Raw genomic sequence first — 15,297 nt, forward strand, 5'->3', positions numbered from 1 at the left:
ATTATAAAGATGTTTCAGAAGCAAACAGCCCACCATAAAACGAATCGGATGGCTCGGATTGCCCACTTTAGAGTACAACGGCGAAAATTCGTTCTCGAAATAATTCCAATCTATTTTATCTGAAAGCAAAACGAGTTCGTGTTTATCATCAATAAAATCAACCAACATCGGGCGGAATAATTCTGGCAGTTTTTCTGGATTTTTTCCTAACATATTTGCAAGGTTTTAAAGCTCTAATATACAAATTCTTGCAATAAAAAACAAGCTATTTTAAACCCAAAATACTAATAATCAGTAAATTATAAGTGGTTTAAGGAGAGACTATATAGAAAAGGGTTGTTGGTTTTCCAGCAGCCCTTTTTTTTAAAATATTGTTGATAATATTTAAATTTTCAAAGTAATATATTGGGATTATCTTCCATATTTATAATCAAGATAAAATTGAGTTAAAATTTATTTATTTGATATTCAGCATTAAAATATCATTTTGAGAAAATACTTTGTAGATAATTTTGGTATGTCAAAAATATTATATTTCTTTGCCTTGTTCTAATGCTTTCAGCAGCTGAAGAATAAATTTTTTTTCATCATTTGTATTTATCCACCGGAGTCATCTGGTGGATTTTTTCTTTTCTGAATTTCAGCTCAGCTAGAGCCGGTAAATGATCCGATGGATTCAGGAGATTTTCACGTCTGTTATTAATGTTGAGAATGGTTTCATTAATGATTTAAATGAGCATTAAACTTTAAAAAATGCTTTATCCTTCGATTATATTTCTCTGGCGCGGAAAAATAGAGCAATTCAATAAGTTTCCGTACTTTTGCCCCTCGAAAATACTCATTTCTAATTGCTTAAAATATATGTTGTCAGTTCAAGGCTTAGGTCTTCATCACTCAGGGAATTATCTTTTTCAAAACGTCAATTTCACCATTAAAAAAGATGATAAAATTGGTCTCGTTGGTAAAAACGGAGCTGGAAAATCTACTTTGCTGAAAATGCTTACCGGAGAAATCAATTTCTACGAAGGAAACATCGTTCCTGAAGGAAATATCACCATCGGATTTCTAAAACAAGACTTAGATTTCGTGAAAGGACGTACCGTTTGGGATGAAACTTTGCAGGCTTTTGAGCAAATTAATGCCATGAAAAACGAACTCGATGAGGTGAATCATCAATTGGTGACCAGAACCGATTACGAGAGCGATTTTTACGAAAATTTGATCCACAGAATGACCGAACTGAATGATCTTTTGATGCATCATGACGCTTATAATTTGGAAGGTGATGTAGAAAAAGTATTGCTCGGCCTTGGTTTTAAAGCTGATGATTTCAATAAAATTACCGACGAGTTTTCAGGAGGTTGGCGTATGAGAATTGAATTGGCTAAACTACTTCTTCAGAAAAACGATTTGATGCTTCTGGATGAGCCAACCAACCACCTCGATATGGAATCCATCATTTGGTTGGAAGAATTTCTGAAGGATTACCCCGGCGCAATCGTTTTGGTGAGTCACGATAAGCAATTTATGACCTCGGTTTGTAACCGAACTTTCGACATTAATAATAAAAAAGTCGACGATTATAAAGCCAATTATACCAAATATTTGGAACTGAGCAAAGAACGTAAAGAAAAATTAACACAAGCTAAGAAAAACCAAGATGCCGAAATCAAACAGATGGAGGATAACATCAATCGGTTCCGGGCAAGCGCTACGAAAGCTTCTTTTGCGCAGTCTTTAATTAAAAAACTCGATAAAATTGAGCGAATAGAAATCGACAATGAAGATGTTTCGAAGTTCAATATTCGTTTTGTGCAGTCTATTGTTCCGGGGAAAGTAATTTTCGAGGCCAAAAATCTTGGAAAATCTTATGGAAATAAGCAGGTTTTCGATAAAGTTGATTTCTTTGTAGAACGTGGAGATAGAATCGCGTTGTTGGGACAAAACGGACAGGGAAAAACCACATTGGCAAAAATCCTTGCCGGCGAAATTAAAGATTATTCCGGCCAGTGGGAATTAGGACATAACGTGAATATTGGCTATTTTGCCCAAAACCAGGAAGAAGTTCTAACGCCGAACAAAACAGTTTTGGAAGAAGCTGAAGATGCGGCAACTGAAGAGACGCGCCCGCGAGTAAGAGATTTGCTCGGAAGTTTCCTTTTCCAAGGCGAGGATGTTCAGAAAAAAACCAAAGTGCTTTCCGGAGGGGAAAGAAACCGTTTGGCTTTGTGTAAACTCTTGCTGCGTCCGTTCAACACCTTGATTATGGATGAGCCGACGAACCACCTAGATATTCAATCCAAGGAAATCATTAAACTGGCTTTGCAGAAATTCGAAGGAACGCTGATTGTGATTTCCCACGACAGGGAATTTTTACAAGGTTTAACCGATAAAATATTCGAATTCCGCGATGGAAGAATGAAGGAATTCCTCGGCGATGTGAATGAATATTTGGAATTCAGACAAAAGGAAAGCATCCGCGAGGTTTCCGCTGAAAAATCGAAATTGCAGGAAATGCGAAATGAGCCAGTTGTAGAAAAAATCGTAGAAAAACCGGTTGAAAAGAAACCTGTCATCGTTTCCAAAGATCAAAAAAATATACAGAATAAAATTAAGAAAATCGAAGAGAAAATCTCGGAACTGGAAGTGAAAATCGAAGAAATGGAAGCTGGTTTTGCCAAAGAAAATCCTTCTGAAGAAACTTTAGAAATATACAAAGCAAAAAAAGAAGAACTAGATTTGGCATTGCAGGAATGGGAATTCCTCGGAACTCAGCTGGATTAAGAATATTTAAAATTCAAAATATAAAGTCACCGAAAAAACTCGGTGATTTTTTTTGTTTCAAGAAGATGATAAAACTTCGGTTCGGCAACTTCCTCTTCCGGCTAAAAATCGCTATATTTGGGACTTAATCAAATTGCTATGACACACAAACCGGTAGAAGGTTTTTCTAAGCTATCAAAACAAGGAAAAATTGATTGGATTGTCAACGAATATTTAGAAGGAGACCAATCTTACGAACACGTACTCAAACAATACTGGAACGAAAATCCGGAACTACAGAAACTCCATGATGAGTTTTCCGAGAACACCATTTCCAATTTCTATATGCCTTACGGAATTGCTCCGAATTTCCTTATCGATGGAAAATTGCTCGCGTTGCCAATGGCGGTAGAAGAAAGTTCGGTGGTAGCAGCAGCATCGAAATCTGCGAAATTCTGGATCGACAAAGGCGGTTTTAAAACGACCATTATCAACACTAAAAAACTGGGTCACACCCATTTTATTTTAGAGGTGGAACCTCATAAAGTGCTTCATTTTTTTAACTTTAAATTAAAGAAAAAGCTTTTTGAAGCTACCGAGGAAATTACCAAAAACATGCGCAATCGCGGCGGCGGAATTCTCAATATCCGATTGATCGACAAAACGGCCGATATGGAAAATTATTTCCAACTGAAGGCTAGTTTCGATACGGTGGATTCCATGGGTGCCAATTTCATCAATTCTTGTTTGGAGCAGTTCGGAAAGACTTTAAAAGAGGAAGTTTCGAAAGAAGAAACCTTTACACAGGAAGAAAAAGATTCTTTGCAAATTGTGATGAATATTTTGTCAAACTTCACTCCAGATTGTATTGTGAGAGCTGAAGTTTCTTGTAAAATTGAAGACTTGAACGATGACAGCGGAATTACCAATGAAGAATTTGCAACTAAATTCAAACGCGCCGTAACCATTGCTGAAATTGAACCATTCCGCGCAACGACCCATAACAAAGGAATTATGAACGGGGTTGATGCAGTGGTGATCGCGACCGGAAACGATTTCCGGGCGACCGAAGCTTGTGCGCATGCGTACGCAGCAAAGGACGGAAAATACAGCAGTTTGACGCATTGTACCATCGATAACGGGATTTTTAGGTTTTGGATTGATCTACCGATTTCAGTTGGTGTTGTAGGTGGTTTGACGAATCTTCATCCGCTGGTTAAATTTTCTTTGGCGCTTTTAGGAAAGCCTTCCGCTCAGGAGCTCATGAGTATTTTGGCGGTATCCGGATTGGCTCAGAATTTTGCTGCACTTCGATCTTTGGTGACTACAGGAATCCAAAAAGGACATATGAAAATGCATCTTCTGAATATCCTGAATCAATTGGGCGCAACGGAGGAAGAGAAAAATCATTTTGTGACCTATTTTAAAGACAAAACCGTGTCGCATCACGAAGTAATCAATGAATTTAATCATTTAAGAAATAAATAATACAGAGATGTTTCAACTATTTTTAGGGCTTTTGCTATTAATTTTCGGTATATTTCTGAAACTTACTAAAGAGCAAGGATTTGCCAAATCAAAGCGGTTTTGGTGGATGTTTGTTTTAATTGGTATCTTGTGCATGGTGGCACAAATCTTTATCATGAATCAAAAAGGAGAATTATAATATGAAGACATTTACATTAGTTGTCGGCGCGGTTTACGGACTGCTTTCCGTGATTTTAGGAGCGTTTGGAGCGCATGCTTTCAAGAAAATTTTATCGGTAGAAAGACTCGAAAGTTTCGAAACCGGCGTGAGATATCAAATGTATTCCGCGTTGTTTTTACTCATTGTGGGGTATATTTTAAAATTTGAAACGCCTGCGGAAAAGTGGATTTCTATTTTAATGATCGTTGGAACCTTCTTGTTTTCGGTCAGCATTTATTTCTTAAGTTTCAGCGAAGTTTGGAATGCCAATTTGAAATTTCTCGGTCCAATAACGCCACTTGGCGGACTTTTGATGATTATTTCTTGGGCAATGTTGATTTTTTATTTTTTAAAACATAAAATTTAAAATCACTTCCGAAAATGTTCTTTTTCATCGCGGGAAATACCAAAAAATTAGTAGGACAGGAAACTCGGAAAATCAATAAAAACGGGTTGATGGTGAATGCTGAGATTAAAATTTTCAAAAGCTACATTACCTTGTTTTTTATTCCGCTGATTCCGATTGGCAAATCGTACAGCATTTATATTCCGCATTCCGATGAGTATTATGAGAGCAATTATTTCTCGAAAATGCCGGATGAGTATTTGGAAATCTGCAAAGAAGCAGCAAGAAATTATTAAAAAATGATGGGTTCTGGCATCAGTCTTCCAACTTTTTCTTAAATTTGTCAATCTTTTAAAAAAATAAAAATCTAATTAAAATATTATGAATCTTCACGAGTATCAATCCAAAGAGATTTTAGCAAAATACGGCGTAAATATCCAGCGCGGTTTTGTAGCAAACAATGTGGATGAAGCAGTAGATGCGGCAAAAAAATTAAAAGAATTAACCGGTGCAGAGGGTTGGGTAGTAAAAGCTCAGGTTCACGCAGGTGGACGTGGTAAAGGTGGAGGTGTAAAGTTTTCCCCAAACTTGGAGAAATTGAAGGAAAATGCACAAAACATCATTGGAATGCAGTTGGTAACGCCACAAACTTCCGCTGAGGGTAAAAAAGTAAACTTCGTTTTGGTTGCAGAAGATGTGTACTATCCGGGACCATCTGAAACCAAAGAATTTTATGTTTCTATTCTTTTGGACAGAGCTTTAGGGAAAAATACTGTGGTATATTCTACCGAAGGAGGCATGGATATTGAGCACGTTGCTGAAGTAACTCCGCATTTAATTCATAAAGAAGTAATCGATCCGGCTTTCGGATTGCAAGGTTTCCAAGCGAGAAAAATCGCTTTCAATCTTGGCTTATCAGGAAATGCTTTCAAAGAATTCACCAAATTCATCACCAATCTTTACAATGCTTACGTAGGAATTGATGCTTCACTTTTCGAAATCAACCCGGTTTTGAAAACCTCTGATGATAAAATTATCGCTGTAGATGCAAAAGTTTCTTTAGATGACAACGCACTGTTCCGTCACAAAGATCTAGCAGAATTAAGAGATACCCGCGAAGAAGATCCTACCGATGTAGAAGCTGGTGAAGCTGGTCTTAACTTCGTAAAACTGGATGGTGACGTAGCTTGTATGGTAAATGGAGCTGGTTTGGCAATGGCAACCATGGATATCATTAAATTATCCGGCGGTAACCCTGCAAACTTCCTTGACGTAGGTGGAACTGCTGATGCGGAAAGAGTTCAGAAAGCTTTCGGAATCATTCTTAAAGATCCAAACGTAAAAGCAATTCTGATCAACATTTTCGGTGGTATCGTACGTTGCGACAGAGTAGCGCAAGGTGTGGTAGATGCTTACAAAGCAATGGGAAGTCTTCCTGTTCCTTTGATCGTTCGTCTTCAGGGAACCAACGCTGTTGAAGCTAAGCAATTGATCGATAATTCAGGTCTTCCAGTGCATTCAGCAATTACTTTGGAAGAAGCTGCCAACAAAGTAAAAGAAGTTTTAGGAAACTAAAATTTTCAAATAAATAAGAAATCCGCTCAATTAATTTTGAACGGATTTTTTTGTTTTTAGGAGCCGGGAACCTGCTTTCCGCTATATCTTTTTTGCCATTGCGAACTAGGTGAACAAACCTGTCGGAAAATTCGGAAACGCAATGTCAAAAAAGGATGCCGCTTCAATCAGGGCTAGGGATTTGCGTAAAAAATTTCAGTCGTAATGAAACCTACATTTTGCGATTAGAATTTCATTTTCCCCATATTTATAAATTAAGCGATGTTCATCATCAATCCTGCGTGACCAAAATCCTGAATATTTATGCTTCAGTGGTTCTGGTTTGCCAATTCCTTCAAATGGGCTTCTTGAAATATCTTTTAATAAATCATTGATGCGTTTTAGTTTCTTTTTATCTGTTTTCTGCCAATAGAGATAATCTTCCCACGATTCATCAACAAAGGTATATCTCATATCATTCTTCTATTAAATTCTTAGAAAATGATTTTCCATTTTTCAGTTTTTCAATAGCAGAATCTAAACGCTGTTCGTTGGTTCTCGAAGACAATTCGTAATTGGTAGCCATAAGGGAATTATATTCTTCTAGAGACATTACAACAATTCCTGAATCTTTCCCACGATTAATAATTAGGGTTTCAAAATTTTTGGCCACCTTATCCAGATATGATTTTATGTCTTTCCTGAAATCTGAAACATTCGTAATAAGCATAATTTGTATTTTATTTTGTACAAATATACGTACAAATATCAAAATGAAACTATTTTTGTTGCGAATTCCCTTCTGTTTTTATTCAGCAGCAGTCCCGCTGTCAATCTGCGTCTGTGTTGCCAGCTGAATTCCGTTGTCATCAAGTTTTTTCTTGATTCTTAAAAGCGCCTCGCTCCGTACATGAGAAATTTTTTCGCCAGCTTTCATTTGGAATCTCGCTTCCAGATAAAAAATCCCGAAACTTTGTTTCAGAAAAATTACTTCTGCAGAATCTGTATTATCGGCAAAATCGAAAGTTTGGATTTCATCCAAGATCACCTTTTTGGCTTTTTCTAAATCCTCAGTATTAGGAATTTCTAAATCAATGAATACTTTTCTTTGCGACGACGCTGAAAAATTCATGAATGGCGCACTGAAAATAAGCTGATTTGGGATATATACCTTCTTACCTTCATCAGTGATAACTTTAGTGGTCAGAAAACCAATGTCTTCAACTGTTCCGGAAATTCCCTTGATGGAAACATAATCACCCACAGCAAATGCTTTATCGAAACTGATCAGCATCCCCGAAAACATTGATGAAACCAAATCTTTCAGCGCAACCCCGGCGATGACCCCCGCAACTCCCAAACTTCCTAGGAATTTCATTACAAAACCACCCAAGCCCATAATTTCAAAAGCGATAAATGCGCCCATTAAAATAATGAGGAATTTGAAAACCCCGATCAGCGTGACGATTGAGTTGTTTTTGCTTTTCGGGAAAAGCCGGTGAAAAATCTTTACTGAAACTTTACTCAGATAAGAGCTCATCATCAGAATCAGAACAAAGACAATAATTCCTACAGCGATATTGGGTGTGGTTTCAGCGAATTTGGTGTACCAGCGTTCCAGAACGCGGTAAACGATATCAACGTATTTAATTTTAGTTACATCTACTTCCATAATTCAAATATATCTATTTTAAAAGGTTTTGACCAAACAAATTTCAGTCCAGATAATTGATAACGGAAAAACTTGAAAATTCATTATCTTTGTCCTCCACAAGAAGAACGGCCTGTTGATTCCGGGAAACCGGGGTAGGAAAGTCCGGACACCATAGAGCAGCAAAGCGGGTAACACCCGTCGGTCGCAAGATCAGGACCAGTGCAACAGAAAGTATGTATATTAATTTATAGTGAAACCAGGTAAACTCTTTGCGGTGCAATGTTAAGTATATCGGATTTTTTCAGCAATGAAAATAGGAGTTGCTCGCTCCAAAAACCGAGGGGTAAACAGCTAAAGCTTTGCAGTAATGTAAAGCGCAGATAAATAATAGGCATTTTCGCTATGGCGAATTTACAGAATCCGGCTTACAGTTTTTCTTGTGGTTTTTATTTAAAGCAATCAGTACTTAATCATGAATTATCATAAATAGATTACTCAAATACTCAAATGCTCAAACACTCAAAAACTCATTCGCTTTCCAACTGTTTTCTCGCACTTTCCAATGCTTTCTGGTCTTCTGCTGAAAGTTTAGGGAATTTCAAATCCATGCCTTCCAGCGCATCGATAATAATCTGAATTGCTGCAACTCTAGCAAACCATTTATCATCACCGGGAATTACAAACCACGGAGAATGATCTTTCGAAGTTTCGTTGATGGACTTTTCGTAAGCGTTCATGTATTCGTCCCACAGTGCGCGCTCGGACAAATCTCCCATGGAAAACTTCCAGTTTTTCTCCTGCTCATCGATGCGGTTCAGAAATCTTTTTTTCTGTTCTTTTTTAGAAATATTCAGGAAGATTTTAATAATGGTGGTTCCGTTATTGGCCAGATGTTTTTCGAAATTACGGATGCTTTCGTAGCGGTTTTCCCAGAATTCATCATCGAATTCTTCTACCGAATCCCAAACTTTTTCGTTGAGGTTGTATTCCGGATGTACTTTGCAAACCAAAACACTTTCGTAATGACTTCTGTTGAAAATTCCGATTTTTCCTTTCTCCGGAAGTGCGATATAATGTCGCCACAAAAAATCATGAGAATATTCCTTAGAACTTGGCGATTTAAAACTGTGTACTTCGCAGCCTTGCGGATTTACTCCTCCGAAAACGTGTTCAATTAAGGAGTCTTTTCCGGCTGCATCCATCGCTTGAAGTACGACTAATAAAGATTTTCCGGAATCTGCATACAATCTTTCCTGCAGCTCTCTGAGCTTTATTTTTTCGTCCAGAAGCATTTTTTTGCCTGCTTCCTTATCTAAATCGCCTTTGTATTTGGTTTCTAAATCTTTAATTGAAATTTTCCCTTTAATAATAAAGTTATCGCTGAAATCTAAATCCATATTTGTTATTTTCATTAAAAATAAAAAAATCACTCCAATTATGAAGTGATTTTAGAATATTTATTTTTCTGCAATTACATTGCTGCAGGTTTTTTTACTGCTTTTTTAGGAAGAGTTTTAGCAGGAGCAACAGTGTCTTTCATGTTAGTTCTTGCAGGAGTTTCGCTGTTTTCTACAGTTCCTTTAATGTTGATTACTGATCTGCTGTTTTCAGGATCATTAGAATATACTTCAATTATTCTGGTGAAAGGGCCAACAATTTTAGTATCATAACCCACTTTGATTTGTGCAGTTTTTCCAGGCATAATAGGATCTTGGCTCCACTCCGGAGTAGTACATCCGCAAGATGCTTGAACTTTAGAAATAATCAAAGGTTTGTCGCCGATGTTTTTTACCACAAACATTCTGTGTCCATCGGAACCGTGTTTCACTGTACCGTAATCGAAGGTTGTTTTATCGAAAGAAATCGTTTGTGCAGAGGCCAATGCGAAAGATGCAGTTAGAAATAAACCTGCTAATACTTTTTTCATATTTTTTAAATATTATTTTAGCTTTTTGATAAAATTATCAGGACAAAGTTAAAAATTATTTCTGTTGGCAAATAATTTTTTTTATTTACCTATTTTTGCAACGATTTAGATAAGTTAAGATTTATGCAGATTTCAGAAAAATACAATCCCAAGGATACAGAAAATAAATGGTACAGCTATTGGCTCGAAAATAATTATTTCCATTCCGAGCCCAACGAAAAACCACCGTATACCATTGTGATTCCTCCACCAAACGTTACGGGGATTCTCCACATGGGGCATATGCTGAACAATACCATTCAGGATGTTTTGGTAAGAAGAGCGAGAATGCAAGGATTTAATGCTTGTTGGGTTCCTGGTACCGATCACGCTTCTATCGCGACCGAAGCTAAAGTAGTAGCTAAACTGAAATCTGAAGGCATCAACAAATCCGATATTACCCGAGAAGAGTTTCTGAAACACGCATGGGACTGGACAGATAAATACGGCGGAACCATTTTGGAACAATTGAAAAAACTCGGTTGCTCATGTGATTGGGATAGAACCCGCTTCACGATGGAGCCGAAACTGTCTCAGCAAGTGATCAAATCATTTGTAGATCTTTACAACAAAGGCTTAATCTACAGAGGTTACCGCATGGTGAATTGGGATCCGGAAGCGAAAACCAATATTTCCGATGAAGAGGTTATCTTTAAAGAACAAAACGGAAAATTATATTATCTTAAATATAAAATCGAAGGAAGCGAAGAGTTTCTTTCGGTAGCAACAACACGCCCTGAAACCATTTTCGGCGATACTGCTATTTGTGTTAATCCTAATGACGAAAGATACGCACATTTAAAAGGGAAAAAAGTCATCATCCCGATTGTAAATCGTGTAATTCCTATTATTGAAGATGATTATGTAGATATCGAATTCGGAACCGGTGCGCTCAAAATTACTCCGGCTCATGATACCAATGATTACGAGATCGGGCAAAGACATGGACTTCCGATGATTGATTCTTTGGACGATGATGCCAACTTAAACGAACACGGACAACACTATGCCGGGAAAAACAGATTCGAAGTTCGAAAACTTATTGCTAAAGAATTAGAGGAAAAAAATCTTTTGTTAAAAGCGGAAGATTATGTGAATAAAGTAGGAACTTCCGAAAGAACCGGCGCTGTAATCGAACCCAAAGTTTCGGTGCAATGGTTCTTGAAGATGAGTGAATTAGGCAAGCCTGCTTTGGATGTGGTGATGAATGACGAAATCAAATTTCACCCTGAAAAATTCAAAAACACCTATAAACATTGGATGGAAAACATCCGCGATTGGAATATTTCCCGACAATTATGGTGGGGACAACAAATTCCTGCCTACTTCTATGGAGATGGTGAAAACGATTTTGTAGTTGCCGAAACCATTGAAGAAGCTTTAGTTTTAGCAAAACAAAAATCCAACAACCTAGAGCTTACTGTTGAGAATTTGAAGCAGGATGAAGACGCGCTCGATACTTGGTTTTCATCATGGTTATGGCCGATTTCGGTGTTCGACGGAATGTTGGATCCTGAAAATAAAGACATCAATTATTATTACCCAACCTCTGATTTGGTGACCGGTCCGGATATTATTTTCTTTTGGGTGGCGAGAATGATTATGGCTGGTCTGGAATATCGCAAAGAAGTTCCTTTCAAAAACGTTTATTTTACAGGGATTGTACGCGATAAACAACGAAGAAAAATGTCGAAATCGCTCGGAAACTCTCCTGATCCGATTGAATTGATTGAAAAATATGGTGCCGACGGTGTTCGTGTAGGAATTTTGTTGAGTTCAGCTGCCGGAAACGATTTGCTTTTCGATGAAGAATTGATGTTGCAAGGAAGAAATTTCGCTACCAAAATCTGGAACGCTTACCGACTTGTTCAAGGTTGGAATAAGGATGAAAACATCAAAGCCAATGACGCAGATCGACAAGCGATTGATTGGTTTGGTCACCAAATGGATAAAACCATTGCCGAAGTTGCCGATCAGTTCGAGAAATTCCGAATTTCAGATGCGTTGCATTTATTGTACAAGCTGATTTGGGACGATTTCTGTTCATGGTACCTCGAAGCCATCAAACCTGGTTATGGAGAGCCGGTTTCTAAGGAAGTTTATGATCAAACAATCCTTTATTTTGAGGAATTGATGAAGTTGATTCACCCGTTCATGCCGTTTTTATCGGAAGAATTGTGGCAGAATATCGCCGAAAGAACTCCTGAAAACGCTTTGGTGATCGCACAACAAAGAAAACCGGAAACATTCAATCAGGATTTAATTAAAAATTTCGATTCAGCGAAAGAACTGATTTCCGGAATTAGAAATTACCGCCAAAGCAAAGGAATTTCACCAAGAGAAAGTGTGGAAGTTTTCACCAATGCAACCGCATTCGAGAATGAAAATTTAATTAAAAAATTAGCCAATGTTGCCGAAGTAAATTTAGGACAAAAAACCGATAAGCCAAGTTTCACATTTTTAGTTGGATCCATTGAAATTTCAATTCCGCTAAGCGAAAATCTCGATTTGGCAGAAGAAAAAGCGAAAACCGAAGAGGAAATTAACTACCTGAAAGGTTTCTTGGTTTCTGTGGAAAAGAAACTTTCCAACGAAAAATTCGTGGCCAACGCAAAACCTGAAGTTGTAGAAGCTGAAAGAAAAAAACAAAAAGATGCGCAAGATAAAATCGCACTTTTGGAAGCCAAACTAAGCACGCTGTAATAACCCATCATATCTGCTAATACGATGAAGCATATCGAAAATATCTCCAAACTTTTCAGCAAAAATTTTGTTGAAAATCCTTTAATCGAAACTTTCGATGTTGGGAAAATTCATCTTCCTACTGGTCATTTGGTTGCATGCGATCCATTGATTACTAATGATATGAAGGCTTTCAAAATCGTATTTCCGCAAGGTGAATTCCCGGTTTTGGTACACAAGGAAAGAGAGAGCAACTGCATTGCGTATGTGGAAATTATCTTCAGTGATACCCCCATTTCTGAGTGGAAAATGGCAACCACAGAAGGTCAAAACATCGAAGAATTAAAAGGAGAAGAAATTTTCGGCTATCCTGTAGAAAGTGGAATGGGATGTTTCATGGACAGCGAAACCCAAGAATCACTGAATCGCTTGGAGAATCGGCTTTTTCACAGAAAAGGAAGTGAGTTTATGGGAATTTATGAAGAGTTTTTCCACGAACATTTTTTCGACGAAAACGGAGCGATCGATCAGTTTGCTTTTCTAAAACCGGATGACGAGAAGCCGGGAAATATTTTTGCTTTCGAAACAGGTTATGGTGAAGGATTTTATGCAAGTTATATTGGTTTTGGTACCGACAATCAGCCGGTGAAGATTATTACAGAATTTATCGAAATTGGGAGTTAATTTAAGTTAAATAATTTCCGGATTTGTAATTAAAAGAATAAATTTGTTCAGCAGTCAAAAGGCGCGATCTATCGCGTCTTTGCTATTTAATGCATTTAAATAATTTACAATTTTATGAAGATCACGTCAGAACAACCCAGAATTATTGTTGTAGGCAGTTCCTCCATCGATTTGGTACTCAATACCGAACATCTTCCTAAGCCAAACGAAACGGTGATGGCTCAAAAATCGGAAAGTTTTTTTGGAGGTAAAGGAGCCAATCAAGCTGTTGCTACAGCAAGACTCGGTGCAAGCGTGTATTTTATAGGATGCGTAGGAATGGATCCTTTTGGCCAACAGATTTTAAGAAACCTCGTCGATGAAGGCGTTAATGTAGGTTATGTAGCCGAAACCGAGCATGCACAAACCGGGACGGCGTATGTGACGACTTCTGAAGGAATTAATTCTATTGTGGTGGTGCCGGCTTCCAATTCACTTCTGAAACCTAAAAATATTTCCGAAGCCGAAAAGTTTTTCACCACAGCAGATTTGGTTTTGGTACAGCTTGAAATACCAATGGAAACCGTGGAATTTACTATTCAATTTGCTAAGAAGCATGATAGTAAAGTAGGAATTTATGCATCTCCGGCCAAGAAATTATCTCAGGAAGTTATCGAAAATGCAGATTTTATTGTTGCAAAAAGCAATGAATTATCCATTGTTTTCGGAGAAGATCAACGGGAAAAAATCTTGAGAAAATATCCTAACAAGCTTTTTGTGCGGGATGATAGCAATTCAACGACCTATTTTAATGGTTCCGAGATGAAGTATTACCGAAATGATCACGATTCGATGCTTCACAAAATGGGAATGGGCGATGCGTTCACTTCCGGGTTTGCAGTAGCGCTTTGTCACCAGAATTCCATCGACCATTGCGTGCGATTCGGGAATGAAGTTTCCTTGAAAGTGGCTAAAAACAGAGGTTCGCAAAGTGGTTTGCCTTATCTGAAAGATATGCTCGGTCAATAAAATCCTATGTTTACCATGATGAAAATTCTTTTTTATCAACGATAATTTAAATACTTTTAAAAAATTAGAATCACTTTCTTATAAGTGATTTTTTTTGAGCAATGAAAGAATTATTTCTAAAAAATCCGGACGGTTATAACCTTTCAGTAAAGATTTTCGAGCCCGAAAACGCAATTGGGAAATTGCTGATCATCAATTCTGCCACCGGGGTGAAACAACAGGTTTATTTTTCGTTCGCGAAATACATGAGCCAGAATGGGTTTACGGTAATCACTTATGACTACAGCGGAATCGGAGAATCCAAACCCATGAAAATGAAGAATTTTGAAAGTTCGATGCGGACTTGGGGAACTCGCGATTTCAAAACGCTGACGGAATTCATCAAAAAGGAATATCCTCACGAAGAGAAATTTTGCCTCGGTCATTCCGTTGGCGCACTGATTTTGGGAATGAATGCGGATTCTGCGATTTTCAGAAAATTTGTTTTTGTGGCTACTCAGGATGCGTATTTGGGGAATTTAAAACTCAATATTGCCGTTACCGCATTTTTCGGATTCGGAATTGCCTTGCCGATTATCACAACTTTGCTCGGATATTTCCCAGCACATTGGTTTGGTTTGGGCGAAACTTTGCCGAAAGGAGTCGCATATGATTGGCGAACTTTAATTCTCCATCCAAAATCTACTTCGAGGTTGTACGAGAAAAATGAAGTTGATTTTTCTAAAAATTTAACGCAGAAAACATTAATTCTTCATGCGGAAGATGATCCCTGGGTTACCCAAAAAGGCATGGAAAATTTGCTGAAAAATGTATATCCTAATTTGCTGAAAACCTTTAAAGAAATAAAAATTTCCGAATCTGATCAAAAAGAAATCGGTCACATTAATTTCTTCAGAAGCTTCAATAAGAAATTATGGAAAATCGTTCTCGATGACTTACAGGAAAAGGTTTGA

Annotated in this window: 14 protein-coding genes, 1 other RNA gene and 1 pseudogene; 10 read left to right on the top strand and 6 right to left on the bottom strand. The window is 37.6% G+C overall.

The window, feature by feature from the left end; all coding sequences use genetic code 11:
• Positions 1-213: pseudogene (locus AP75_RS06360) on the bottom strand (IS5/IS1182 family transposase); the annotation flags it as partial.
• A gap of 648 nt (positions 214-861) precedes the next feature.
• Here AP75_RS06360 and AP75_RS06365 point away from each other — a divergent pair.
• The 5 genes from AP75_RS06365 to sucC all read left to right on the top strand — a co-directional run bounded on the left by AP75_RS06365 (position 862) and on the right by sucC (position 6,371).
• Positions 862-2,784 (top strand): ABC-F family ATP-binding cassette domain-containing protein, encoded by a 1,923-nt coding sequence (locus AP75_RS06365; RefSeq protein ID WP_088263903.1) that lies wholly within the window; start codon positions 862-864, stop codon positions 2,782-2,784.
• Positions 2,785-2,922: 138 nt separating this feature from the next.
• Positions 2,923-4,251, top strand: a complete 1,329-nt coding sequence (locus tag AP75_RS06370; protein ID WP_088263905.1) for a hydroxymethylglutaryl-CoA reductase, degradative — start codon at positions 2,923-2,925, stop codon at positions 4,249-4,251.
• A gap of 179 nt (positions 4,252-4,430) precedes the next feature.
• Positions 4,431-4,817, top strand: coding sequence for a DUF423 domain-containing protein (locus AP75_RS06375; protein ID WP_031501696.1), 387 nt, complete (start codon positions 4,431-4,433; stop codon positions 4,815-4,817).
• 14 nt (positions 4,818-4,831) lie between these two features.
• Positions 4,832-5,092, top strand: coding sequence for a zinc ribbon domain-containing protein (locus AP75_RS06380; protein WP_031501698.1), 261 nt, complete (start codon positions 4,832-4,834; stop codon positions 5,090-5,092).
• 85 nt (positions 5,093-5,177) lie between these two features.
• Positions 5,178-6,371, top strand: coding sequence for an ADP-forming succinate--CoA ligase subunit beta (gene sucC / locus AP75_RS06385; RefSeq protein WP_031501699.1), 1,194 nt, complete (start codon positions 5,178-5,180; stop codon positions 6,369-6,371).
• Positions 6,372-6,566: 195 nt separating this feature from the next.
• Here sucC and AP75_RS06390 read toward each other — a convergent pair whose 3' ends face one another.
• The 3 genes from AP75_RS06390 to AP75_RS06400 form a co-directional block, all read right to left on the bottom strand.
• Positions 6,567-6,824, bottom strand: coding sequence for a Txe/YoeB family addiction module toxin (locus AP75_RS06390; RefSeq protein WP_031503357.1), 258 nt, complete (start codon positions 6,822-6,824; stop codon positions 6,567-6,569).
• Position 6,825: 1 nt separating this feature from the next.
• Complete coding sequence (locus AP75_RS06395) at positions 6,826-7,080, bottom strand: type II toxin-antitoxin system Phd/YefM family antitoxin (RefSeq protein ID WP_031503354.1); 255 nt, start codon at positions 7,078-7,080, stop codon at positions 6,826-6,828.
• Positions 7,081-7,158: 78 nt separating this feature from the next.
• Positions 7,159-8,022, bottom strand: a complete 864-nt coding sequence (locus AP75_RS06400) for a mechanosensitive ion channel family protein (RefSeq protein WP_088263907.1) — start codon at positions 8,020-8,022, stop codon at positions 7,159-7,161.
• A gap of 99 nt (positions 8,023-8,121) precedes the next feature.
• Here AP75_RS06400 and rnpB point away from each other — a divergent pair.
• An RNA gene (gene rnpB, locus AP75_RS06405) (RNase P RNA component class A) lies at positions 8,122-8,448 on the top strand.
• 83 nt (positions 8,449-8,531) lie between these two features.
• Here rnpB and AP75_RS06410 read toward each other — a convergent pair.
• Positions 8,532-9,401: a polyphosphate kinase 2 family protein gene (locus tag AP75_RS06410; RefSeq protein WP_088263909.1), complete on the bottom strand. Its 870-nt coding sequence runs from the start codon at positions 9,399-9,401 to the stop codon at positions 8,532-8,534.
• Between the two features lie 74 nt (positions 9,402-9,475).
• The gene (locus AP75_RS06415; RefSeq protein WP_088263911.1) at positions 9,476-9,931 is read right to left on the bottom strand and encodes a DUF1573 domain-containing protein; all 456 of its coding nucleotides are present in this window, start codon (positions 9,929-9,931) and stop codon (positions 9,476-9,478) included.
• Positions 9,932-10,054: 123 nt separating this feature from the next.
• Here AP75_RS06415 and AP75_RS06420 point away from each other — a divergent pair, with 123 nt between their 5' ends.
• The 4 genes from AP75_RS06420 to AP75_RS06435 all read left to right on the top strand — a co-directional run bounded on the left by AP75_RS06420 (position 10,055) and on the right by AP75_RS06435 (position 15,297).
• Positions 10,055-12,673 carry a valine--tRNA ligase gene (locus AP75_RS06420; RefSeq protein ID WP_088263913.1) on the top strand — a complete coding sequence of 873 codons (2,619 nt, stop codon included), beginning with the start codon at positions 10,055-10,057 and terminating at the stop codon, positions 12,671-12,673.
• Between the two features lie 24 nt (positions 12,674-12,697).
• Positions 12,698-13,336 carry a DUF4241 domain-containing protein gene (locus AP75_RS06425; RefSeq protein WP_031503350.1) on the top strand — a complete coding sequence of 213 codons (639 nt, stop codon included), beginning with the start codon at positions 12,698-12,700 and terminating at the stop codon, positions 13,334-13,336.
• Positions 13,337-13,450: 114 nt separating this feature from the next.
• Positions 13,451-14,344, top strand: coding sequence for a ribokinase (locus AP75_RS06430; RefSeq protein ID WP_088263915.1), 894 nt, complete (start codon positions 13,451-13,453; stop codon positions 14,342-14,344).
• Positions 14,345-14,445: 101 nt separating this feature from the next.
• Positions 14,446-15,297: an alpha/beta hydrolase family protein gene (locus AP75_RS06435; protein ID WP_088263917.1), complete on the top strand. Its 852-nt coding sequence runs from the start codon at positions 14,446-14,448 to the stop codon at positions 15,295-15,297.

The organism is Kaistella haifensis DSM 19056 (genome assembly GCF_000735695.2).
Taxonomy (GTDB): domain Bacteria; phylum Bacteroidota; class Bacteroidia; order Flavobacteriales; family Weeksellaceae; genus Kaistella; species Kaistella haifensis.